Raw genomic sequence first — 20,386 nt, forward strand, 5'->3', positions numbered from 1 at the left:
GAGCGTGGCGATACGCATGCGGACGCAGGGACGTCCGAGGCCGGCGTTATCGCCCAGGGAAACGCGGTGCGCGCATCATTGCATGTCGATGCGGCCGTACACGCCGTCGGCTTCAAAATTCGGCCCGGCGGCGAAGAAGAGCGTGTTCGTCGGCTGCGCCTGCAGACCGTTGCCGAATGCGATGCCCCACAGGCCGCGCTGCACGAGCGTCGTGCCGTCGGTGTTCATCAACTGGCCGACGAATGCGCCGCTCGTCGGATCGAACGCGTTGATCGTGCCGTCGCCGAAATTGCCGACCAGGATGTCGTTGCTGAAGGAGCCGAAGTTGCCGGGCGCCTGCGTGAGACCCCACGGCGCGTTCAGCGGACCGTTCTGCGCGAAGCGCTGCATGAGATTGCCGTCGACGTCGAACACGTCGATGAAGCCCTGGCCCGCGCCCGGCACGTCGTCTTCGGCGTCGCCGTCCTGCTTCGCGTAGGTCACGAAGATCTTCGAGCCGATCGCCTGGATGCCGAACGGCGCGAAACCCGCCGGGATCTGCGCATCCCTGAATCCGCCGGGAACGACGAGTGGCGTGAACGTGCCGTCGAAGACATCGATCCTGTTGTTGTGGAAGTCGGTCGCGTACAGGCGATGGCCGCCCGCCGCCGTGGTGGCGATCGCGAGTCCTTTGTAGATGGCGCCCGAAGCGCTCGCATCGACGACGGTGAACGCGTGTGTCATGTCGACCGCGGGCGCCCATGCGGTGATCGAGCCGCCTTCACCCGAGAAGATGAACGCCGCGACACCCGATTTGCCATTGCGCGTGAGCGTGAGGTCCGGCCCCTTGTTGAAGACGATGCCTGTCGGGTTCGCGGGGCCCGTCGCGGTCGGCGGAATCGAGACGACCAGCGACTGCACGACGCCATTGCCGTCGTAGAGCGTGGCCGTCTGCGTGCCGTTGTTGGCGACCCACACGAAGCCGTTCGGGTTGAACGCGACGCCCCAGCCGTTCTTCAGGTTCGGGTCCGTGTGCGGCGCGGCGACGGCGCCATCGGATACGACGATCGACATCTTGAAGCGCGTGGCGGCCGGCATGCTGTTGTCCGAGCCGCCGCCGCACGAGGCGAGAGCTGCCAACGTCACGACCGCGGCGGCGCAAGCGACGAGGCGGCTCCACAATCCGGTTTGCATGATGGTGACTCCTCGAGCGCGGGGCGCCGTCAGTTCGTTCGTCACCTTTAAACGGATAGGCGCGGTGGCTTATTCCGTTCGCAACCGGCGGATTTGTTTCGCCGTGCTTCAGTGTGCGTCGCCGCGTCCTTTCGATACCGTCGGCACGCCCCAGCCGAAGAGCGTGACGCGCGCTGCTTCGTCGTCCGCCGTTGAGCCATGCCGCGTGCCTGCGCGCCAGTGGCCGTCGAAGGCCATCGTCGGCGTGGTCGGCTTCGGAATCCCGCTGGCCTGGCGGAAGTACTCGGTGTTGGTTTCGTTCTGCACGGCGAGCGCGCGGCGCAGGGTCGCCTGCGCCTGCGCGTTGCGCGGGTCGAGCGCCACGGCGCGACGGGCGTTGCGCAACGCGCACGCCGGGTCTTCGTTCGCGGCGCAGGTGCGTGCGCTCGCCATCGCGCTGTCGCGTGCGCGCTCCTGACGCGACAGTTCGGCCGCAAGCTGCTGGATTTCCGGACTGCGCGGCTCGTTCGCATAGAGGCTGCGCATGTGCCGGCGCGCGGCGGTGAGATCGCGGCTGGCGAGCGCCTGCTGAGCCGCAGCGATGCTGCGCGCGACGGCTGCGGGAAGCGGCTCCTGGACCGGTTGAGCCGGAGGCGCGGCGGGCTTTTCGATCGAGGCGACCGTCGGCGCGACGGCCGGTTTGTCGTGCGTGGCGATTGCGGTCTTGCTGCGCGGCGGTTCGGTCGGCTGCGTCGGCTGTGTCGCCTGTGTCGCGGGTTTTGCGGCGACGGGCGTCGTGCTCGTGCGCGCTTCCGGCTTTTGCGCCGATGCGATCACCGGCGTCGCCGGTTTGATCGATGGCGCTGCCGCAGCGATGGACGCGGCTGTCGGAGCCGCCGCGCTCGTCGTGACGTTCGGCGTTGCGGGCTTCGCTGCGGCGACCGCAGTCGATGACGCGACGATCGGCGCAGGCGGATTTGCCGTGGTGATTATTGTCGCCGGAGCGGCCGGCATCGAAGGCTTCGCAGGCGCAGCGGCCGCGAGCGTGCTGACCGATGCCGGCGCGCTCGCTACAGCGACGCGCGGCTCGGTGCGTGTGACGATCGCCGGCGTTTCCGTCGCCGGACGCGCAGCGACCAGGGCAGCCGGCGCGGCTGGCGCGTGTTCATTTCGTGGGTGGTTCGGCTGCGCCAGCGCCGATGACGCTGGCGCGACGGCCTGCGCATTCGTCGATTCGGCTTTGGATCGCGTCGCCGAAGCATGCCGCGAAGCATCGGCAACGAGCGCGGCTGCGCGCTCGCGAACCAGACCAACCACGCTGATGCCGGGTTCTACGCTCGCCGGTGGGGCGTTGTCGTCCAGTTGCACGTAGAAATACGCGCCGACCGCGAGACTCGCGACCACCCCGCCGACCAGCACCGCGATCCCCGTGCGTGCGGGCTTGCGCTGCGTCTCTTGCGAGTCGCCCGGTTCGACGAAGTTCGGATACGACGTCAGCATCCTGCGACGCACCATGCGCTGCAGCCAGTGGCTGTCGTCCCAATCGAGGATGTCGAGCGGCACGGGCACGGACGCCGCTGGCGCGCGGGTTTCCGCTGCGCTCGTGAATATCGCGCCTTGACGATCGGCCCCGCAGGACGGGCAGGTGCCCTCCTCGGCGGGCGACACGAAGTTGCAACGATGGCAGATGACGGAGTCGAGAGACAGCGAGTATTCAGGTCGATTCATGTCGCACTCTTCTTCGAGTTATGGCTCGCCGCGTCGCGCGAGCGGATCACGACATCAGGAAAGTCCTAAGCAACCCGAACTGCGGGCGCCGCGCGCGCAAGCATCCCCGCGATGCCCCGCGCGCCGGGATTCTGAAATGCCGATGGTGACTCATTCTTGCCGGTGCGGTGCGGTCCGTCTACGCGATTGCGCACATTCGCGCGCGCGTGATGGTTGACAAGGGTTGGCCATTCGGACGACTTCCGCGGCGTCACGTCATCGGCGAAATTGCGTGTCATCGGCTACGAAAGGATGACGGCAATGCAATCGAACGGCTTCGAGGCGACGGCGCGGCAGTTGATCGTCGGATTGCCGCTCTTCATGGGCGCGATCGAATACATATTGCGGGTGGCGCTGAAGCAACCCGGCAAGGACGATTTCTTTCCGATCTCGCTCGTTGCGTCCAGCGTCAGTTTGAATATCGCGCTGGCGGTGCTGCCGGGTGAGTTGCGCAACGAGTTGTGGGCATCGAGGCAACGGATCGGTCGGGCGATCGTTATCGCAAATATGGGAATTTTCGCCTCTCTGATTGGCGTGCTGCTGTGGATATACTTGCTCGTGGCTTCGTTTAGTGAAGATGTCAGGGCAATCTTGCCGATGCATCCGCTGCGGGATGCTTTGGTGTACTACTTTTTTTCAATCATGTTGAATGAATGTAAAGCGGGATCTGGAAGATGATGAACTTCGTGCTGGGATTTTTTCGGGAGTATTGGCCTGTCGTCATAACGTGCGCCCTCGCCAGATACGGCGCTCCGGTTGTGGCGGATTGGCTGGTTCGCTATATCGACAAGAGAGTGCTTCAGGATGAAGCGGAACGCCGCTCGGGCGTCGAGTGAAAACGCTTGGGCGCGATTTCGTCAGCGCGACAGAACACGCCCGCCCCAAACGCAAAAAAGCCGCTCACATGGAGCGGCTTTTTCAGGAAATCCTGGTGCCCAGGGCCGGAATCGAACCGGCACGCCTTGCGGCGGGGGATTTTGAGTCCCCTGCGTCTACCAATTTCACCACCTGGGCCGAATCGGCGCGTACCAGAAGAGACAAGGCAACGAGCTAATCGAGTCGGCGATTATGACCGAAAACGCCCGCGCCGGCAAGCAACAACGGCAGGACGTTTTCGGAACTTCGCGAAGTTCGGAATTTACTGGGCGAGATACGTAAACGCGCCGTTCCTGATCACACCCATCACGCTCGCGCGCTGATCCAGACCGACGTGATCCGTCGCGCTCGTGTTCACCACGCCGTTCGGCACGACGAGTTCATGCGCGTGCTCCAGTTCCGAACGCAGCGCCACGCGAAACTCCTTGGTGCCAGGCTTGGCCGTCTTCAGCGCGCGCGCCACGGCGTCCTGCAGTCGCGGATACACGCCGGCCGCATCGCCCGCGAATTGCGTGACCGAGCCCTTGCCGTACTTGTCCTCGTACGCATTCGCGAATGCCAGCGCCGCCTTCTTCGACGGATGATCGGCCGGCAGCGTGCGCGCCACGACGACCGGCTGCGTCGGGAACAGCGTGCCTTCGACATCCTTGCCGCCGAGCTTGATGAATTCGGGCGTCGCGATGCCGTGCGTCTGGTAGATCGCGCCCTTGTAGCCGCGCTCGACGAGCGTGCGCTGCGGCAGCACCGTCGGCGTGCCCGCGCCCGCGATCAGCACCGCGTCCGGCTTCGCTGCCATCAGCTTGAGAATCTGGCCGGTGACGCTCGCATCGGTACGGTTGAAACGCTCGCTCGCGACAATTTTGATATGCCGGAGATCGGCGAACTTGGTGAACTCGTTGAGCCAGCTATCGCCATAGCTGTCCGCGAAGCCGATGAATCCGACCGTCTTCACGCCGTGATTCGCCATGTAACGCGTCATCACATCGGCCATTGCGCGATCGGTCTGGGCCATCTTGAACGCCCACACCTTCTTGCCTTCCTGCGGCTCCACGACCGATGCCGAGCCGATCAGCGTGATCATCGGCGTTTCGGATTCGGCGACGGGATCGAGCGCGGCGAGCGCGGCCGGCGTGATGTTCGGCCCGACGATCACGTCGACATGATCCTCGCTGATCAGCTTGCGGATATTGCGCACGGCCGCGCCCGGGTCCGAGCCGTCGTCGAGGATGATGTACTCCGCGTTCTGCCCGGCGATGGTCTTCGGCCACATCAGCATCGCGTTCTTGCTGGTGATGCCGATCGCGGCGGCGGGGCCGGTGCTGGACAGATCGATGCCAACCTTCAGTTGCGCGTGCGCGGCGGCGGTCAGGACAGACAATGCTGCGCCGGCCACGAGCCGGCGCGTGAACTTCGACAACGTCATCGGAAAGGTCTCCAAGGGAGGGAATTTTTTGCGGCAGCGCGTGCTGCCATTTTATTCAGAGCTCGTAGCTCTCGTGCTCGCCCGACAGCGCCTGCTCGATCAGCTTGCGGTTCAGCGAAGGCGACAGCAGTTCGACGAGCGTATACACATAGCTGCGCAGATACGCGCCCTGCTTCAGCGCGAGCCGTGTGACGTTGGTGCCGAACAGATGGCCGACCGGCATCGCGCGCAGATGTTTGTCGCGCTCCGGGTTGAACGCGATATCCGCCAGAATCCCGACGCCGAGCCCCAGTTCGACGTAAGTCTTGATCACGTCCGCGTCGATGGCTTCGAGCACGATGTCCGGCGTCAGATTGCGCAGCGCGAACGCCTGATTGATCTTGGTGCGCCCGGCGAACGATGCTTCGTAGGTGATGATCGGAAATTGCGCGAGGTCGTCGAGCGTAAGCGTCTTGCGCTCGAGCAGCGGATGATCCGGCAGCATGACGGCGAGATGCTGCCACTGGAAGCAGGGCAGCGACACCAGTTCCTTATAGTTGGCGATGGCCTCGGTTGCGATGGCGATATCCGCCTGATCGTGAATCACCATCTCCGCGACCTGCGTCGGGCTGCCTTGCAGAATCGAAAGGTGCACCTTCGGAAAGCGCTTCTTGAACTCCGCGATCGCCGCGGGCAACGAATAGCGCGCCTGCGTGTGCGTGGCGGCGATGACGAGATTGCCCTGATCCTGCGCAGCGTAATCCTTACCGACCCGCTTCAGACTCTCCACTTCCTGCAAAATTTTCTCGACCGACGCGAGGATGATGCGCCCCGGCTCGGTCAGCGATCTCACGCGTTTCCCGTGCCGCGTGAAGATTTCGACGCCGAGTTCGTCCTCCAGCTCGATGATCGCCTTCGAGACGCCCGGCTGCGAAGTGTAAAGCGCCTTCGCGGCTTCGGTCAGGTTGAAGTTCTGCCGAACGGCCTCACGCACGAAGCGGAACTGATGCAGATTCATTTATAGCCTTTGCTTATTACTACCGGGCATATCAAAGTAATTTTTCAGTCGTTTGCAATATATAGCAGGTTCTTTACTATCAGTCCAATTTTTCCAATATCCATATCTGTTTTTGTCATTAGCAAATGAGCGTTTCGTCTGAACGACGCTCGCGACAGCGACTCAATGGATATTCGATGGACGAGACGCGCTGCGTAACCTAGGACGCCGCGCTTTTAAAAGAACTTGGGGCCCCGAATGTACCAATACGATCAGATCGACCAACGCATCGTCGACGAACGTGTCGCGCAGTACGCTGACCAGGTCCGCCGCCGGCTGTCGGGCGAATTGACCGAAGAGGAATTCCGTCCGCTGCGTCTGCAGAACGGCCTGTACATGCAGCGTCACGCGTACATGCACCGCATCGCGATTCCGTACGGCAACCTGCGCAGCGACCAGCTCCGCGTGCTGGCCACTATCGCGCGCGAGCACGATCGCGGCTACGGTCACTTCTCGACGCGCACCAACATCCAGTTCAACTGGGTCGAACTGGAAGAGACGCCGGAAATCCTGCGCAAGCTGGCTTCGGTGCAGATGCACGCGATCCAGACGTCGGGCAACTGCATCCGCAACATCACCGCCGACCAGTTCGCGGGCGTCGCGCCCGATGAAGTCGTCGATCCGCGTCCGTGGTCGGAAATCCTGCGCCAGTGGTCGACGTTCCATCCGGAATTCGCGTGGCTGCCGCGCAAGTTCAAGATCGCGGTGAACGGCTCGGCGGAAGACCGTGCGGCCGTGCAGGTCCATGACCTCGGCGTGTATCTGAAGAAGAACGCGCAGGGCGAAGTCGTGATGGACATTCTCGCGGGCGGCGGTCTCGGCCGCACGCCGATCGTCGGCGCGATCATCAAGCGCGATCTGCCGTGGCAGCATCTGATCACCTATTGCGAAGCCGTGCTGCGCGTGTACAACCGCTACGGCCGCCGCGACAACATGTACAAGGCGCGCATCAAGATTCTCGTGAAGGCGCTGTCGGCGGAGAAGTTCTCGAAGCAGGTCGAGGAAGAGTGGCAGCATCTGAAGGACGGCCCGTCGACGATCACGCAGGAAGAAGTCGATCGCGTGTCGAAGTTCTTCGCGCCGCCGGTCTACGAAAAGCTCGCCGACACCGACGCGACCTACGAAAAGCATCTGATCGAAAGCAAGCCGTTCGCGCGCTGGGTCGAGCGCAACGTGCGCCCGCACAAGGTGCCGGGATACGCGGCGGTGACGCTGTCGCTCAAGCAGCGCCATATCGCGCCGGGCGATGCCACCGACCAGCAGATGGACGACGTCGCCACGCTCGCCGACGAGTTCTCGTTCGGCGAAATCCGCGTGTCGCACGAGCAGAACCTGATTCTCGCGAATGTGCCCAAGCGTGACCTCTACACCGTGTGGGAACGCGCGAAGGCGCTCGGCTTCGCGACGGCGAACATCGGCCTTCTGACCGACATCATCGCGTGCCCGGGCGGCGATTTCTGCTCGCTCGCGAATGCGAAGTCGATTCCGATCGCGCTGGCGATCCAGGATCGTTTCAACGATCTCGACTACGTGCACGACCTCGGCGACCTGTCGCTGAACATCTCGGGCTGTATCAACGCGTGCGGTCATCACCACGTCGGCAACATCGGCATTCTGGGCGTCGATAAGGACGGCTCGGAGTGGTATCAGGTGACGCTCGGCGGCGAACAGAGCTCGGGCGCGACCGGCGCGCATCTCGGCAAGGTGATCGGCCCGTCGTTCTCGGCGGAAGAAATGCCCGACGTGATCGCGCAAGTGATCGATACCTTCGTCGACAACCGCGCCGAAGACGAGCGTTTCATCGAGACGTTCAACCGCATCGGCATGGCGCCGTTCAAGGAGCGCGTGTACGCATCGCGCCAGGCTCACGCTTAAGGATTTTCAAATGACGTTGATTATCAAGAACCGCGCGGTGGTCGAAGACAATTTCACGGTGGTGCGCGCAGCCGAAGACGGCGCATTGCCCGCTGTCGATGCGCTGCCCGCCGGCAAGATCATCGTGCCGTTCGCGCTGTGGAAAGAGCACAAGGCGGCGATCGTCGCCTCGCGCGCGAAGGAAGACATCGGTGTGTGGCTCGCGCCGGACGACGAACCCGCCGATCTCGCGCCGGACTTCGATTTGCTTTCCGTGATCGCGGTCGACTTCCCGGTGTTTCGCGATGGCCGCGGCTTTTCCATCGGCCGCCTGCTGCGCGAGCGCTATCAGTGGACGGGCGAGCTGCGCGCGATCGGCGACGTGCTGCGCGATCAGGTGCTGTTCCATTCGCGCTGCGGCTTCGATGCGTTCGCGGTGCGCGCGGACAAGGACATCAACGACGCGCTCAACGCGTTCAACGAATTCACCGAGCTGTACCAGGGCGCGACCGACGATCTCGAACCGCTGTTCCGCCGTCGCGCGAAGCTAGTCGCAGCGCTTGGAGCCTGACGCATGACGCCTGAATTGCAAGCCAAGGTTGAACGCCTGGATGCGCTGCTCGATTCGATCGCCGCGCGTCACCAGAACGTCAAGCTAGCCAGCAGCCTCGCCGCCGAAGACATGGTGCTCACGCACGCCATTCTTTCGCGCGGCGTGAAGATCGGCATCTTCTCGTTGAACACGGGCCGTCTGCATGCGGAAACGCTCGGCATGCTCGATACCGTGAAGGAACGCTACGGCTACGACATCGAGCAGTTCCATCCGCAGCAGGACGCGGTCGATGCCTATGTGCGCGATCACGGCCTGAACGCGTTCTACGAGAGCATTGATTTGCGCAAGAGCTGCTGCCATATCCGCAAGGTCGAGCCGCTCAATCGCGCGCTGTCGGATGTGTCCGCGTGGGTCACGGGTCAGCGTCGCGAGCAATCGGTGACGCGCGCCGAGCTGCACGAGGAAGAGCAGGACGCGCCGCGCGGCATCGCGAAGTTCAATCCGCTCGCGGACTGGAACGAAAGCGACGTGTGGGATTACCTGAAAGCTTTCGATGTGCCCGTGAACCCGCTGCATGCGCGCGGCTATCCGAGCATCGGCTGCGAGCCCTGCACGCGTGCGGTGCGCCCCGGCGAAGACAGCCGGGCGGGCCGCTGGTGGTGGGAATCGCGCGATACGAAGGAATGCGGCCTGCACATCACGAACATCAAGATCGTCGAAGAAGCTCCGAGTTCGGCGATTTAAGGCGCGCAAGACGCCGCATCACACCCTGTCATTGAACGCATCGTCGCAGTGGAAATTGCCTGACGCTGCATAAAAAAGGATCGACGAACATGAGCACGACGCTCGACTCAACCGTCACCGCACCGATCGCCAACAAGGCGACGCGCATGGATCACCTGGATTGGCTCGAAGCCGAGTCGATCCACATCATTCGCGAACTCGTCGCGGAATGCAGCAAGCCCGCGCTCCTGTTCTCGGGCGGCAAGGATTCGGTCGTCGTGCTGCATCTCGCGCTGAAGGCATTCGGTCTCGGCGCGGGCCGCAAGACCCAGTTGCCGTTCCCGCTGGTTCACATCGACACGGGTCACAACTTCCAGGAAGTGATCGACTTCCGCGATCGTCGCGCGGCGGAAATCGGCGCGGAACTGGTCGTCGGCCATGTCGAGGATTCGATCAAAAAGGGCACCGTGCGTCTGCGTCGCGAGACGGACTCGCGCAACGCCGCGCAGGCGGTGACGCTGCTCGAAACCATCGAGGAATACGGCTATACGGCGATGATCGGCGGCGCGCGCCGCGACGAAGAGAAGGCGCGCGCGAAGGAGCGCATCTTCTCGTTCCGCGACGAATTCGGCCAGTGGGACCCGAAGGCGCAGCGCCCGGAACTGTGGAGCATCTATAACGCGCGTCTGCATGCGGGCGAGCATCTGCGCGTGTTCCCGATCTCGAACTGGACCGAGCTGGACGTGTGGCAATACATTGCGCGCGAGAAGCTCGAATTGCCGTCGATCTACTACGCGCATGATCGCGAGATCATCCGCCGCAACGGCTTGCTCGTGCCGCTCACGCCGCTCACGCCGCTGCGCGAGGGCGAAACGTCGGAAGTGGCGCAAGTGCGTTTTCGTACCGTCGGCGACATCAGCTGCACGTGCCCCGTCGCGAGCGATGCCGACGATGTCGAGAAGATCATCGCCGAAACGGCCGTGACGGAAATCACGGAACGCGGCGCGACGCGTATGGACGATCAGGCATCCGAAGCCGCGATGGAACAGCGCAAGAAGCAAGGTTATTTCTAAGCCACACGCCCCGAGGAACGAAAGAATCATGAGCATTTATCAAGCTGAAGACCTGGGCGTGTTGCGCTTCATCACGGCGGGCAGCGTCGACGACGGCAAGAGCACGTTGATCGGCCGTCTGCTGTACGACAGCAAGGCTGTGCTGTCGGATCAGTTGTCCGCGATTTCGCGTGCGAAGAACAAGCGCACGGTCGGCGATGAAATCGATCTGTCGCTGCTCACCGACGGCCTCGAAGCCGAGCGCGAGCAGGGCATCACCATCGACGTCGCGTACCGTTACTTCGCGACCGCGAAGCGCAAGTTCATCATCGCCGATACGCCGGGCCACGAGCAGTACACGCGCAACATGGTGACGGGCGCATCGACGGCGCATGCCGCGATCATTCTCGTCGACGCTACGCGCGTCACCTTCGAGAACGGCGTCGCGCAACTGCTGCCGCAGACCAAGCGCCACAGCGCGATCGTCAAGTTGCTCGGCCTGCAGCACGCGATCGTCGCGATCAACAAGATGGATCTGGTCGACTACAGCGAAGCGCGCTTCAACGAGATTCGCGATGCGTATGTCACGCTCGCGCATCAACTCGGTCTGTCGAACGTGCGCTTCGTGCCGGTGTCGGCGCTGAAGGGCGACAACATCGTGACCGCGAGCGAGCGCATGCCGTGGTACGCGGGCGAACCGCTGCTCGATCTGCTGGAATCGCTGCCGGTTGCGCAGCCGAACGATCAGGCGCTGCGTTTCCCGGTGCAGTGGGTCGCGCGTCAGGATGGCTCGCAAGCCGATGACTTCCGCGGCTACATGGGGCGCGTGGAAGCGGGCGAAGTGCGCGTCGGCGATTCGCTTCTGGTGCTGCCGGCCAATCGCGAAGCGACGGTTGCCGAGATCATCGCGCCGGTGCCGGGAGGCGTCGCGCCGGTGGATCGCGCGTTCGCGGGCCAGACGGTGACGATTCGCCTGACGGAAGACGTCGACGTGTCGCGCGGCGATACGTTCGTGCCTCATGTGCGCAATGCAGCTCAGAAGGTCGAGCCGGCGAAGAAGCTCGAGGCCGACATCTGCTGGTTCGACGAAGAGCCGCTTTCGCCGCAGCGCAAGTATCTGCTGAAGCACACGACCAGCACGGTGTTCGCGCGCATCGGCGCGGTGAAAGAGGTGCTGGACGTGCACACGCTGTCACATTCGGTCGATCGCAGCACGCTCGCGATGAACGATATCGGCCGCGTGGCGCTGACGTTGCAAAAGCCGATCGTCGCGGACGAGTACGATACGCATCAGGGCACCGGCGCGTTCGTGCTGATCGACGAGGCGACGCATCACACGGTCGCGGCCGGTATGATTCGTGCATTCTCTGCGTGAACCATCTGACCGTCTGATTTCATCGATTAAAGCTATGGGTAAGGTCTATCTGATCGGAGCGGGGCCGGGCGCGGCGGATCTCATCACCGTGCGCGGCATGCGTTTGCTCGAACAGGCGGATGTCGTGCTGCACGACGCGCTCGTCGAACCGGCGATGCTCGATTACGCGCCGAACGCGAAGAAGATCGCAGTCGGCAAGCGCTGCGGACAGCGTTCGACGGCTCAGCACTTCATCAACAAGCAGATCGTCGATGCGGCGCTGGAGCATGGCGTCGTCGTGCGTCTGAAGGGCGGCGATCCGATGCTGTTCGGCCGCGCCGACGAGGAAATGCGCGCGCTGGAAGCGGCTGGCATCGAGTTCGAAGTGGTGCCGGGCATCACGGCGGCGCTCGCGAGCGCGGCGACGCTCAAGCGCTCGCTGACCTTGCGCGGCGTGGCGCGCAGCGTCGCGCTGGCGACCCATTCGCGCGCCGCCGACAGCGACGAGATCCGCGAGCAGGCCAAGGCCGATTCGCTCGTGTTCTACATGGGCCGCGACAGCGCGCCGGATATCGCGCAGCAACTGATCGATGCGGGTCGTCCGGGTTCGACGCCGGTGGCGATCGTCGAGGCGTGCAGCACGCCGCGCGAGCGCACGTTGACGCTGACGCTCGCGCGCATGGCGTTGGGTGAGGCGCAGGAATGGCTGGACCCGTCGCAGCCGAGTTTGCTGATGATTGGTGAGGCGTTTCGTGAGCGGGCTTCGTCGGCCAAGCCGAAGGTGCATTTGAAGGGGATGCAGGCGGCGGCTTGATGGCGGTTGGATCGGCAAACGAAAAAGCGCACCCGATTCGGTGCGCTTTTTGTTTGCCCCCTGGCTCAAAACTCCACCGGCCTGATTTTCTTCCTCTTCGAATTGTTCGCCAAAACAGCATCCAGCGTTGCAATCGTTCTGGCCTTGCAATCAAGCGCTGTGGCAAGGTGAAGCGCATCGCCGGCCCGAAGTCCGGTCGATGCATCGAGCGTGAGCACGGCAGCCTGATGGAAAACCGGCGGCTCGACCGGCGTCAGTTTCAGGTCGCTCGCGCACATTCGCTCGAAGCTGCGCCACGCAAAAGCCGATTGCTCCTCGGTCAACTGCCCGGTGCGCCGTTTGATGCCGAGCGCGCTGGCGAACTCCGTCACGCACCAGACTCCTGAAATCAGATCGTCCTTGACGGACGCGTACCATTGCGACACGGCGGCAGTCATCCGCTCCCGTACGCACAACGCCACCAGGACGCTCGTATCGACGTAGACCATCAGTAGCGAGCCCCACGTCGGAGTTCATCGATAACCGATTCTGTCATCGGCATGGCGTCGCGCGTTTCGGCAAGCTCGGCCACGAACGCCCGGCGGTCCCATTTGGTCGGGCGAAGGCAGATTCCGCCGTCGACCGTGAGACTGGCCTGGACCTGATCGCCCTCCGAGAGTCCGGTATGCCGGAGGTAATCGGCCGGGAGACGTACAGCGAGGCTGTTGCCCCACTTTGAAATGAGCAAGTTCACCGCGAACCTCATGGATATACTGAAATGTATATCCAGTATAGCTCGCGTTTTCGTGCGCTGGAATTCGGCCGAATGGCCAACGTTGAACGATCAGCCCGGTTGATCGACCTGCCGCAAACAATACCCCTTCACCGCCTCCAGCACCGCATCATCCTCCCCGACCGCCGTCGCGCAGGAAATAGCCACACCCGGATTTGCGGCCCGGCACTGATCGACGATCTCCGGAAGGTCCTTCCTCACATGCCCGCCTTGCCCGAAGAACACGGGCACGATGGTGATCGCATCGCAACCATCGGCGGCTTGCCGGGCGACCGCAGCGGGCAAATCCGGCGACATCAGTTCGAGAAACGCCAGCGACACCGGATCACTTCTCGAAGCGCGCAATTTCGCCGCAAGCCGCTCGAACGGCTCGGCCCAGCGCGGATCGCGCGCGCCGTGGCCGAACAGGATGATGCCGTGCTTCTTCATTGCGCGCTCCTGGCAGGAAACGTCAGTGCCGCTCCACCCACTTCAGCCCGATCAGACCGACCACCAGATAGGCGAGGGCGGGCGCCGCCGCGGTGATCGGCGCGGGCCACGTGTTCAGATTGCCGATATGCGAGAACAGCGTGTTGACGAGCTGGAAGCTCATCCCGATCATGATGCCGCCGAACACCTTCATGCCAACCACGCCCGCGCGCGTATGCAGATAAGCGAACGGCAGCGACAGGATCAGCATCACGAACACCGCGAACGGATAAAGAATCTTGCGCCAGAACGCGATCTGATACCGCTGCGTATCCTGATGATTCTCCGTCAGATGCTGGATATAGCGGAACAGATTGAACATCGACATGCGATCCGGCGACACCAGCAGCACCGACAGGATCTGCGGCGTCAACTCGGAGCGCAACGAATACTCGGGCAGCGTCGTCTGCTTCGCGCGATACACCGGGTTCAGCGTATCGCCGGGATTCGCCGCTTGCGGCGGCGCGTCGCTCAGTTGCGTGTCCGTCACGCCCGTGAGCTTCCAGTGTCCGGGCGGCTCGTACGCGCCGCTCTTCGCGATACGCACGTTCGTCAGCCGGAACTTTGAATCGAACTCGTAGATGCGTACGTTGGCGATGGTCGTGTCGGGATTCAGCGTGCCCACGTTGACGAAGCGCGTCACCTGCTCGCCGTTTTCCTTCGCCGTCAGCGTGTCCTTCACCCAGACGCCCGACTGAAAGTTCGACGACACCGACGACCCGAGCGCCTCCAGCCGCACGCGCTCCGACAACTGATCGGTGTAAGGCCCGACCACTTCGCCGATGAGGTACGTGATGAGCACCATCGGCACGCCGATCTTCAGCAGCGAGCGCAGCGCCGCGCCGGTCGACAGCCCCGACACGCGAAAGATCGTGAACTCCGATGCCGCCGCCATTTGCGCGAACACATAGATGGCCGAGATCAGCGCGGCGACGGGGATGATTTCGTAGAAGCGCGACGGCGTCTGCAGCCCGACGCGCAGCACCGCGAGCGTGAACTTGTAGTTGCCGTGCCCGACCGTGTTGAGTTCGTTGATCAGGTCGAAGAAGAAGAACAGGCCCGAGAACGCGAACAGGATGAAGATGAACGCGAGATAGATCTGGCGCGCGAAGTATCGTTCGTAAATGCGCAACACGTCAGGCCCCCTTCGACAGCGACGGCAGCCTGAAGAGCGGCCGGTTGCGGATCCGCAGCCAGAAGATGAACGCGACGAGCGCCCCGACGATGACATGCAGCCCGACCAGCCCCACGCCGAACGACAGCTTGCCCTGCTCGATCCACGACTGCACGACATTCAGCAGGTTCGAGTAGGTCAGGTAGATCAGCACGGCCATCACGAGATTGATCGTGCGGCTGCGGCGCGGGTTCTGATAGGAAAGCGGAATGGCGAGCAGCATCAGATTGATGGCGATGAGCGGCAGGCCCAGACGCCAGGCGAATTCCGCAAGATTCTCGTTGGTCGGATTGGCGAGCAGGTCAGGCGTGGAGATACCCGTCGTGGTCGGCGTGTTGACGACCTGATGGCTCAAAATCTTCACACCATAACGCTCGAACTCCATGATGCGAAAGTTTGGCTGGCCGGGCTCGCCGTCATAACGGCGGCCGTTGTCGAGCACGATGAAGCGGTCGCCGTCCTCGCGCGTTTCCGTGTGGCCGGTCTGCGAGACGATCACGTTGACCTTGCCGCCTTCCGTGCTCGTCACGAACACGTTCTGCACCTGGCTCTGGTCCGGCGACATCTTCTCGATGAAGAACACCCGATGGCTCGACGGCGATTCGCGGAACTGCCCGGGTGCGAGCAACGACACTTCGTCGCGCTGCTGAAAGCGCTGCTTGATGAGCTTGCTCTGCTGGTTCGACCACGGCCAGCCGACGAACGCGAAGAAGATGATGAGGATGATGATCGGCGTGGAGAACACGGCGATCGGCTTGATGAGCTGTGTCTGACTCACGCCCGACGCGAGCCACACGACCATCTCCGAATCGCGATACCAGCGCGTGAGCACGAAGAGAATGGAGACGAACAGCGTCACGATCAGCATGACCGCGAGATAGCCGATGACGGTAAGCCCGATCAGCACCACGACGTCCTTCGGGTCGATTTGACCCTGCGCCGCGAAGCCGACGATGCGGATCATCATGGTCGTGAGCATGATCGTGAGCAGCACCATGAACACGGCGCCGGCCGTATACGCGAGTTCGCGCTGCAGGGAGCGTTCGAAGATCATTGAATTTTTGCTTGGAGCCGGCGGCGATGCGGAAATCATGCACGCATCTCGTGGCTTACGGGAAGGGTCTTCGCTTACCCTCACGCCGCCTGCCTGTGACCGCCGCGGAAAAAATAGCGGATAATTGCGGCTTTCATCCTTCAGCCAAGATTTTATCCGAGGATAAGCGCGATGGACTTTAGCATAAAAGCCTGTGATTGGAGCAAGGGCGAGGCAAATGGTTTCCTTACCGGAAAGTCGGATGTCATCGTGCTCGGCATCTTCGAAGCGCAGACGCTCACGGGCGCCGCGCTCGACATGGATGTCGCGACCAAAGGCCTGATCACGCGCGTCGTGAAAGCCGGCGACATGAGCGGCCGCGCAGGCACGACACTGATGGTGCCCGAAGTGACCGGCATCGGCGCATCGCGCGTGCTGCTCGTCGGTCTCGGCAAGCAGGACGCCTTCAATCAGAAAGCGTATGGCGAAGCCGTGCGCGCCGCATGGCGCGTCGTGCTCGGCTCGAAGATCGGCCAGGCGACCTTCACGCTCGCGCAATTGCCGATCCAGGAACGCACCGGCGACTGGGCCGTGCGCGCCGCGATCCTCGCGCTGCGCGAGCTGACCTACAAGTTCACGCAGATGAAGAGCAAGCCCGACAACGGCGCGCGCTCCTTGAAGAAGATCGTGTTCAGCATCGATTCCGCCGACGAGAAAGCGGCCAAGGTCGCGCTCAAGCAGGGCGTCGCGATCGCGAACGGCATGGATCTCACGCGCGATCTCGGCAACCTGCCGCCGAACGTCTGCACGCCGACCTATCTCGGCCAGACCGCGAAGAAGCTCGGCCGCGACTGGAAGCTGAAAGTCGAAGTGCTCGGCCAGAAGCAGATCGAAGCGCTCAACATGGGCTCGTTCCTGTCGGTCGCGAAGGGCTCGGTCGAGCCGCCGCAATTCATCGTCATGCAGTATCAGGGCGCGGGCGCGGCCGCAAAGGGCAAGAATGCGCCGGTCGTGCTGGTCGGCAAGGGCATCACGTTCGACTCGGGCGGCATCTCGATCAAGCCGGGCGAGGCGATGGACGAGATGAAATATGACATGTGCGGCGCGGGCTCCGTGTTCGGCACGATGCGCGCGGTCGCCGAGATGGGCCTGAAGCTCAACGTGATCGGCGTGGTCCCGACCTGCGAGAACATGCCCGCGGGCAACGCGGTGAAGCCTGGCGACATCATCACCGCGATGAACGGCACGACCATCGAAGTGCTCAACACCGACGCCGAAGGCCGCCTCATCCTGTGCGACGCATTGACCTACGCGGAGCGCTTCAAGCCCGCCGCCGTGGTCGATATCGCGACGCTCACGGGCGCGTGCATCATCGCGCTGGGTCATCACAACACGGGTCTGTTCTCGAAGGACGACGCGCTCGCGGGCGAACTGCTCGACGCGTCGCGCGAAGCGGTCGATCCGGCCTGGCGTCTGCCGCTCGACGACGAGTATCAGGATCAGCTCAAGTCGAATTTCGCGGATGTCGCGAACATCGGTGGTCGTCCGGCGGGCAGCGTGACGGCGGCGTGCTTCCTGTCGCGCTTCGCGACGGCTTATCCGTGGGCGCACCTCGACATCGCAGGAACCGCGTGGAAGAGCGGCGCGGCGAAGGGTGCGACGGGCCGTCCGGTGCCGCTGCTCTCGCAGTTCCTGATCGATCGCGCCGGCGCATGAAGCACATGAGGCAGGCATGACCCGCATCGACTTTCATACGAACGTCGGCGATCCGCTCGCGTACGCCTGCCGCCTCGCGCGCAAGGCGTATCTGAGCGGCAAGCCGCTCGTCGTGCTCGCCGAACCGCAGCGTCTCGCTGCGTTCGACGAGCAGTTGTGGACCTTCCAGCCGCTCGAGTTCGTGCCGCATTGCATGGCGAAGAGCCCGCTCGCGCAGGACACGCCCGTCGTGCTCACGTCGAATCTCGACGAAGCGCCGCATCATCAGGTGCTCGTGAATCTCGGCGCGCCGGTGTCCGCGCAGTTCGCGCGCTTCGAGCGGCTGGTGGAGATCGTCGGCAGCGATGGCGACGAACTCGCCGCGGGCCGCGAGCGTTATCGCTTCTATCGCGATCGCGGCTATGCGATCGAGACGCACAAGCAGGGCGGTTGAGCGCACAGAGAGCGCCAGCGCGCTGCACTATGCTCCGCTTAGATAAAGAGGAGACCTCCCGACATGACCAATACGCCCGAATCCTTCGATCCGTCGATCCCCGTCCTGACCGATGTCGTCGTGCCCGGCAAGCCCGAATATGCGCGCGCGCCGTCCGCGGGCGCCGAGGCGATCGAATACGATGCGGAGCAGATCGCCGAGCGGCTGCGCGGCCGTTTCACGGGCTTTCTGACGGGCGAGGCGCGCGCGCTGATCGAAGAGCGCTGCCGCGAAGTCCTGCGCGAACATTCGACGCAACTCGTCTCGGCGATCACGCGCGAAGTCGCGATGGCGCTCGAAGGCCGGATGAGCGAATGGGTGCGCGAGGCGGTCGAGAGCGAGTTGCGGCGTCAGCGGGGGGAATGAGCGCGCTTTAGCGCACCGAAGGCACACGAAGAAAAGGGGCGCACGTGCGCCCCTTCGTCATATCGGCTCGATGCCGAATCACCCCGTCACCGCCCCCTTGTTCGCCGGCTGCACGAGCGCCGCGAACTTCGCCAGCACGCCGCGCGTGTACTTCGGCGCGGGCTTCTTCCACGCGGCGCGGCGGCGCGCGAGCTCGGCATCATCCACGTTCAGTTGCAGCAGCAGCTTGTGCGCGTCGATGGTGATCGAATCGCCTTCCTGCACCAGCCCGATCGTGCCGCCCGCATACGCTTCCGGCGCGACGTGGCCGACCACCATGCCCCACGTGCCGCCCGAGAAGCGCCCGTCGGTGATGAAGCCGACCGACTCACCCAGCCCCTTGCCGATGATCGCCGATGTCGGCGCAAGCATCTCCGGCATGCCGGGACCGCCTTGCGGACCGAGATAGCGCAGCACGAGGATATCGCCGGCCTTGATCTTGTCGGCGAGAATCGCGTCCATCGCGCTTTGCTCATCGTCGAACACGCGCGCCGGGCCGGTGATGACCGGATTCTTCAGGCCCGTGATCTTCGCGACCGCGCCGTCTTCAGCGAGATTGCCGCGCAGGATCGCGAGATGGCCTTCCTTGTAGAGCGCCTTCTCGATCGGAAAGATGACCTTCTGATCCGCGCGCGGCTTGGCTGGCACATCCTTCAGTTCTTCCGCGATGGTGCGGCCGGTGATCGTCATGCAGTCGCCGTGCAGGAGGCCCGCTTCGAGCAGGATCTTCAGCACTTGCGGGATGCCGCCGGCCTTGTGCAGGTCCGTCGCGACATATTGACCCGACGGCTTCAGATCGCAGATCACCGGCACTCTCTTGCGCATGCGCTCGAAGTCGTCGATGCTCCATTCCACTTCCGCCGCGTGCGCGATCGCCAGAAAGTGCAGCACGGCATTGGTCGAACCGCCCGTCGCCATGATCAGCGCGACCGCGTTCTCGATCGACTTTTTCGTGATGATGTCGCGCGGCTTCAGATCCTTCTTCACCGCCTCGACGAGCACGCGCGCCGATTCCGCGGCGGAATCGACCTTTTCCTGATCCGGATTGGCCATCGTCGACGAATACATCAGCGACATGCCGAGCGCCTCGAACGACGAACTCATCGTGTTGGCCGTGTACATGCCGCCGCACGAACCGGTCGACGGGCACGCGTTCTTCTCGACACCCTTGAAATCCTCTTCCGACATGCGGCCCGCCGTGAATTCGCCGACCGCCTCGAACGACGACACGATCGTCAGATCCTTGCCCTTCCAGTTGCCGGGGCGGATGGTGCCGCCGTACACGTAGATCGACGGCACGTTCATGCGCGCCATGCCGATCATGCCGCCCGGCATGTTCTTGTCGCAGCCTCCGATCACGACCACGCCGTCCATCCACTGGCCCTGCACGGCGGTCTCGATGCAGTCCGCGATCACTTCGCGCGACACGAGCGAGTACTTCATGCCTTCGGTGCCCATCGACATGCCGTCCGAAATCGTCGGCGTGCCGAAGATCTGCGGATTGGCGTCGGACTTCTTGATCGCTTCGATGGCGGCATCCGCGAGGCGCTGCAGGCCCGCGTTGCACGGCGTGATGGTGGAATGCCCGTTCGCGACGCCGATCATCGGCTTGTCGAAGTCTTCCTCCTTGTAGCCGAGGGCGTAATACATCGAACGGTTGGGCGAGCGCGCGACGCCCTGGGTGATGTGCTTCGAGCGACGATTGAAGGCCATGGTGTGCTCCTGAGGGACGTTTTTGGTCT

The 20,386-nt window shown here is 63.4% G+C and carries 21 protein-coding genes and 1 tRNA gene; 11 read left to right on the top strand and 11 right to left on the bottom strand.

Translation table 11 applies throughout. The features are described 5' to 3' along the window. Nucleotides 1–75: 75 nt before the first annotated feature. On the bottom strand, nucleotides 76–1,173 hold the full coding sequence (locus tag BTHE68_RS02865) for a TIGR03118 family protein (protein ID WP_162065062.1): 1,098 nt from the start codon (nucleotides 1,171–1,173) through the stop codon (nucleotides 76–78). Nucleotides 1,174–1,281: 108 nt separating this feature from the next. Further along, nucleotides 1,282–2,880, bottom strand: coding sequence for a hypothetical protein (locus tag BTHE68_RS02870; RefSeq protein WP_162065063.1), 1,599 nt, complete (start codon nucleotides 2,878–2,880; stop codon nucleotides 1,282–1,284). A 300-nt stretch (nucleotides 2,881–3,180) separates the two neighbouring features. Between BTHE68_RS02870 and BTHE68_RS02875 the strand changes: the two genes are divergently transcribed. Beyond that, a complete protein-coding gene (locus BTHE68_RS02875; protein ID WP_162065064.1) occupies nucleotides 3,181–3,597 on the top strand; it encodes a hypothetical protein in 417 nt (138 codons plus the stop codon). Continuing rightward, nucleotides 3,594–3,755 carry a hypothetical protein gene (locus tag BTHE68_RS02880; RefSeq protein ID WP_162065065.1) on the top strand — a complete coding sequence of 54 codons (162 nt, stop codon included), beginning with the start codon at nucleotides 3,594–3,596 and terminating at the stop codon, nucleotides 3,753–3,755. Before BTHE68_RS02875 ends, BTHE68_RS02880 begins: the two co-directional genes overlap by 4 nt. Nucleotides 3,756–3,848: 93 nt before the next feature. Here the strand turns inward: BTHE68_RS02880 and BTHE68_RS02885 are convergent. From BTHE68_RS02885 to BTHE68_RS02895, 3 genes are all read right to left on the bottom strand, one after another. Next, nucleotides 3,849–3,933 (bottom strand) — tRNA-Leu (locus tag BTHE68_RS02885). 124 nt (nucleotides 3,934–4,057) lie between these two features. Further along, nucleotides 4,058–5,218: an ABC transporter substrate-binding protein gene (locus BTHE68_RS02890; RefSeq protein WP_162065066.1), complete on the bottom strand. Its 1,161-nt coding sequence runs from the start codon at nucleotides 5,216–5,218 to the stop codon at nucleotides 4,058–4,060. Nucleotides 5,219–5,273: 55 nt separating this feature from the next. Next, nucleotides 5,274–6,215, bottom strand: coding sequence for a CysB family HTH-type transcriptional regulator (locus BTHE68_RS02895; RefSeq protein ID WP_061173006.1), 942 nt, complete (start codon nucleotides 6,213–6,215; stop codon nucleotides 5,274–5,276). A gap of 237 nt (nucleotides 6,216–6,452) precedes the next feature. On the opposite strand from BTHE68_RS02895, the gene BTHE68_RS02900 reads away from it, so the two are divergent. The 6 genes from BTHE68_RS02900 (at nucleotide 6,453) to cobA (ending at nucleotide 12,604) form a co-directional block, all read left to right on the top strand. After that, nucleotides 6,453–8,129 carry a nitrite/sulfite reductase gene (locus BTHE68_RS02900; protein ID WP_162065067.1) on the top strand — a complete coding sequence of 559 codons (1,677 nt, stop codon included), beginning with the start codon at nucleotides 6,453–6,455 and terminating at the stop codon, nucleotides 8,127–8,129. Nucleotides 8,130–8,139: 10 nt separating this feature from the next. Beyond that, nucleotides 8,140–8,679, top strand: coding sequence for a DUF934 domain-containing protein (locus tag BTHE68_RS02905; RefSeq protein ID WP_162065068.1), 540 nt, complete (start codon nucleotides 8,140–8,142; stop codon nucleotides 8,677–8,679). A gap of 3 nt (nucleotides 8,680–8,682) precedes the next feature. Next, nucleotides 8,683–9,405: a phosphoadenylyl-sulfate reductase gene (locus BTHE68_RS02910; protein ID WP_162065069.1), complete on the top strand. Its 723-nt coding sequence runs from the start codon at nucleotides 8,683–8,685 to the stop codon at nucleotides 9,403–9,405. 89 nt (nucleotides 9,406–9,494) lie between these two features. Then, complete coding sequence (gene cysD, locus BTHE68_RS02915) at nucleotides 9,495–10,457, top strand: sulfate adenylyltransferase subunit CysD (protein WP_062261177.1); 963 nt, start codon at nucleotides 9,495–9,497, stop codon at nucleotides 10,455–10,457. A 28-nt stretch (nucleotides 10,458–10,485) separates the two neighbouring features. Beyond that, nucleotides 10,486–11,811, top strand: a complete 1,326-nt coding sequence (locus BTHE68_RS02920; RefSeq protein ID WP_162065070.1) for a sulfate adenylyltransferase subunit 1 — start codon at nucleotides 10,486–10,488, stop codon at nucleotides 11,809–11,811. A 34-nt stretch (nucleotides 11,812–11,845) separates the two neighbouring features. After that, nucleotides 11,846–12,604 carry a uroporphyrinogen-III C-methyltransferase gene (gene cobA / locus BTHE68_RS02925; RefSeq protein ID WP_162065071.1) on the top strand — a complete coding sequence of 253 codons (759 nt, stop codon included), beginning with the start codon at nucleotides 11,846–11,848 and terminating at the stop codon, nucleotides 12,602–12,604. Between the two features lie 65 nt (nucleotides 12,605–12,669). On the opposite strand, the gene BTHE68_RS02930 is transcribed toward cobA, so the two are convergent. The 5 genes from BTHE68_RS02930 to lptF all read right to left on the bottom strand — a co-directional run bounded on the left by BTHE68_RS02930 (nucleotide 12,670) and on the right by lptF (nucleotide 16,072). Continuing rightward, a complete protein-coding gene (locus BTHE68_RS02930; protein ID WP_232077892.1) occupies nucleotides 12,670–13,092 on the bottom strand; it encodes a type II toxin-antitoxin system VapC family toxin in 423 nt (140 codons plus the stop codon). Further along, a complete protein-coding gene (locus BTHE68_RS02935; protein WP_286202779.1) occupies nucleotides 13,092–13,337 on the bottom strand; it encodes an AbrB/MazE/SpoVT family DNA-binding domain-containing protein in 246 nt (81 codons plus the stop codon). Before BTHE68_RS02935 ends, BTHE68_RS02930 begins: the two co-directional genes overlap by 1 nt. Nucleotides 13,338–13,427: 90 nt before the next feature. Continuing rightward, entirely contained in the window at nucleotides 13,428–13,805 is a 378-nt protein-coding gene (locus tag BTHE68_RS02940) for a sirohydrochlorin chelatase (protein ID WP_162065072.1), read from the bottom strand. Nucleotides 13,806–13,827: 22 nt separating this feature from the next. Then, nucleotides 13,828–14,976, bottom strand: coding sequence for an LPS export ABC transporter permease LptG (gene lptG / locus BTHE68_RS02945; RefSeq protein WP_162066759.1), 1,149 nt, complete (start codon nucleotides 14,974–14,976; stop codon nucleotides 13,828–13,830). A 4-nt stretch (nucleotides 14,977–14,980) separates the two neighbouring features. Further along, entirely contained in the window at nucleotides 14,981–16,072 is a 1,092-nt protein-coding gene (gene lptF / locus BTHE68_RS02950; protein WP_162065073.1) for an LPS export ABC transporter permease LptF, read from the bottom strand. 171 nt (nucleotides 16,073–16,243) lie between these two features. On the opposite strand from lptF, the gene BTHE68_RS02955 reads away from it, so the two are divergent. The 3 genes from BTHE68_RS02955 to BTHE68_RS02965 all read left to right on the top strand — a co-directional run bounded on the left by BTHE68_RS02955 (nucleotide 16,244) and on the right by BTHE68_RS02965 (nucleotide 18,605). Further along, entirely contained in the window at nucleotides 16,244–17,767 is a 1,524-nt protein-coding gene (locus BTHE68_RS02955; RefSeq protein ID WP_162065074.1) for a leucyl aminopeptidase, read from the top strand. A 16-nt stretch (nucleotides 17,768–17,783) separates the two neighbouring features. Further along, complete coding sequence (locus BTHE68_RS02960; protein ID WP_162065075.1) at nucleotides 17,784–18,200, top strand: DNA polymerase III subunit chi; 417 nt, start codon at nucleotides 17,784–17,786, stop codon at nucleotides 18,198–18,200. 63 nt (nucleotides 18,201–18,263) lie between these two features. Beyond that, a complete protein-coding gene (locus BTHE68_RS02965) occupies nucleotides 18,264–18,605 on the top strand; it encodes a DUF2486 family protein (protein ID WP_162065076.1) in 342 nt (113 codons plus the stop codon). Nucleotides 18,606–18,683: 78 nt separating this feature from the next. Here BTHE68_RS02965 and ilvD read toward each other — a convergent pair whose 3' ends face one another. Next, nucleotides 18,684–20,357, bottom strand: a complete 1,674-nt coding sequence (gene ilvD, locus BTHE68_RS02970) for a dihydroxy-acid dehydratase (RefSeq protein WP_162065077.1) — start codon at nucleotides 20,355–20,357, stop codon at nucleotides 18,684–18,686. Nucleotides 20,358–20,386: the final 29 nt, after the last annotated feature.

Origin of the sequence: Burkholderia sp. THE68 (assembly GCF_009938265.1) — a bacterium.
Taxonomy (GTDB): domain Bacteria; phylum Pseudomonadota; class Gammaproteobacteria; order Burkholderiales; family Burkholderiaceae; genus Caballeronia.

Coding starts and splice junctions, on each gene's coding strand:
- BTHE68_RS02865 (WP_162065062.1), bottom strand. CDS start 1,173: ATGCAAACCGGATTGTGGAGCCGCCTCGTCGCTTGCGCCGCCGCGGTC.
- BTHE68_RS02870 (WP_162065063.1), bottom strand. CDS start 2,880: ATGAATCGACCTGAATACTCGCTGTCTCTCGACTCCGTCATCTGCCAT.
- BTHE68_RS02875 (WP_162065064.1), top strand. CDS start 3,181: ATGCAATCGAACGGCTTCGAGGCGACGGCGCGGCAGTTGATCGTCGGA.
- BTHE68_RS02880 (WP_162065065.1), top strand. CDS start 3,594: ATGATGAACTTCGTGCTGGGATTTTTTCGGGAGTATTGGCCTGTCGTC.
- BTHE68_RS02890 (WP_162065066.1), bottom strand. CDS start 5,218: ATGACGTTGTCGAAGTTCACGCGCCGGCTCGTGGCCGGCGCAGCATTG.
- BTHE68_RS02895 (WP_061173006.1), bottom strand. CDS start 6,215: ATGAATCTGCATCAGTTCCGCTTCGTGCGTGAGGCCGTTCGGCAGAAC.
- BTHE68_RS02900 (WP_162065067.1), top strand. CDS start 6,453: ATGTACCAATACGATCAGATCGACCAACGCATCGTCGACGAACGTGTC.
- BTHE68_RS02905 (WP_162065068.1), top strand. CDS start 8,140: ATGACGTTGATTATCAAGAACCGCGCGGTGGTCGAAGACAATTTCACG.
- BTHE68_RS02910 (WP_162065069.1), top strand. CDS start 8,683: ATGACGCCTGAATTGCAAGCCAAGGTTGAACGCCTGGATGCGCTGCTC.
- cysD (WP_062261177.1), top strand. CDS start 9,495: ATGAGCACGACGCTCGACTCAACCGTCACCGCACCGATCGCCAACAAG.
- BTHE68_RS02920 (WP_162065070.1), top strand. CDS start 10,486: ATGAGCATTTATCAAGCTGAAGACCTGGGCGTGTTGCGCTTCATCACG.
- cobA (WP_162065071.1), top strand. CDS start 11,846: ATGGGTAAGGTCTATCTGATCGGAGCGGGGCCGGGCGCGGCGGATCTC.
- BTHE68_RS02930 (WP_232077892.1), bottom strand. CDS start 13,092: ATGGTCTACGTCGATACGAGCGTCCTGGTGGCGTTGTGCGTACGGGAG.
- BTHE68_RS02940 (WP_162065072.1), bottom strand. CDS start 13,805: ATGAAGAAGCACGGCATCATCCTGTTCGGCCACGGCGCGCGCGATCCG.
- lptF (WP_162065073.1), bottom strand. CDS start 16,072: ATGATCTTCGAACGCTCCCTGCAGCGCGAACTCGCGTATACGGCCGGC.
- BTHE68_RS02955 (WP_162065074.1), top strand. CDS start 16,244: ATGGACTTTAGCATAAAAGCCTGTGATTGGAGCAAGGGCGAGGCAAAT.
- BTHE68_RS02960 (WP_162065075.1), top strand. CDS start 17,784: ATGACCCGCATCGACTTTCATACGAACGTCGGCGATCCGCTCGCGTAC.
- BTHE68_RS02965 (WP_162065076.1), top strand. CDS start 18,264: ATGACCAATACGCCCGAATCCTTCGATCCGTCGATCCCCGTCCTGACC.
- ilvD (WP_162065077.1), bottom strand. CDS start 20,357: ATGGCCTTCAATCGTCGCTCGAAGCACATCACCCAGGGCGTCGCGCGC.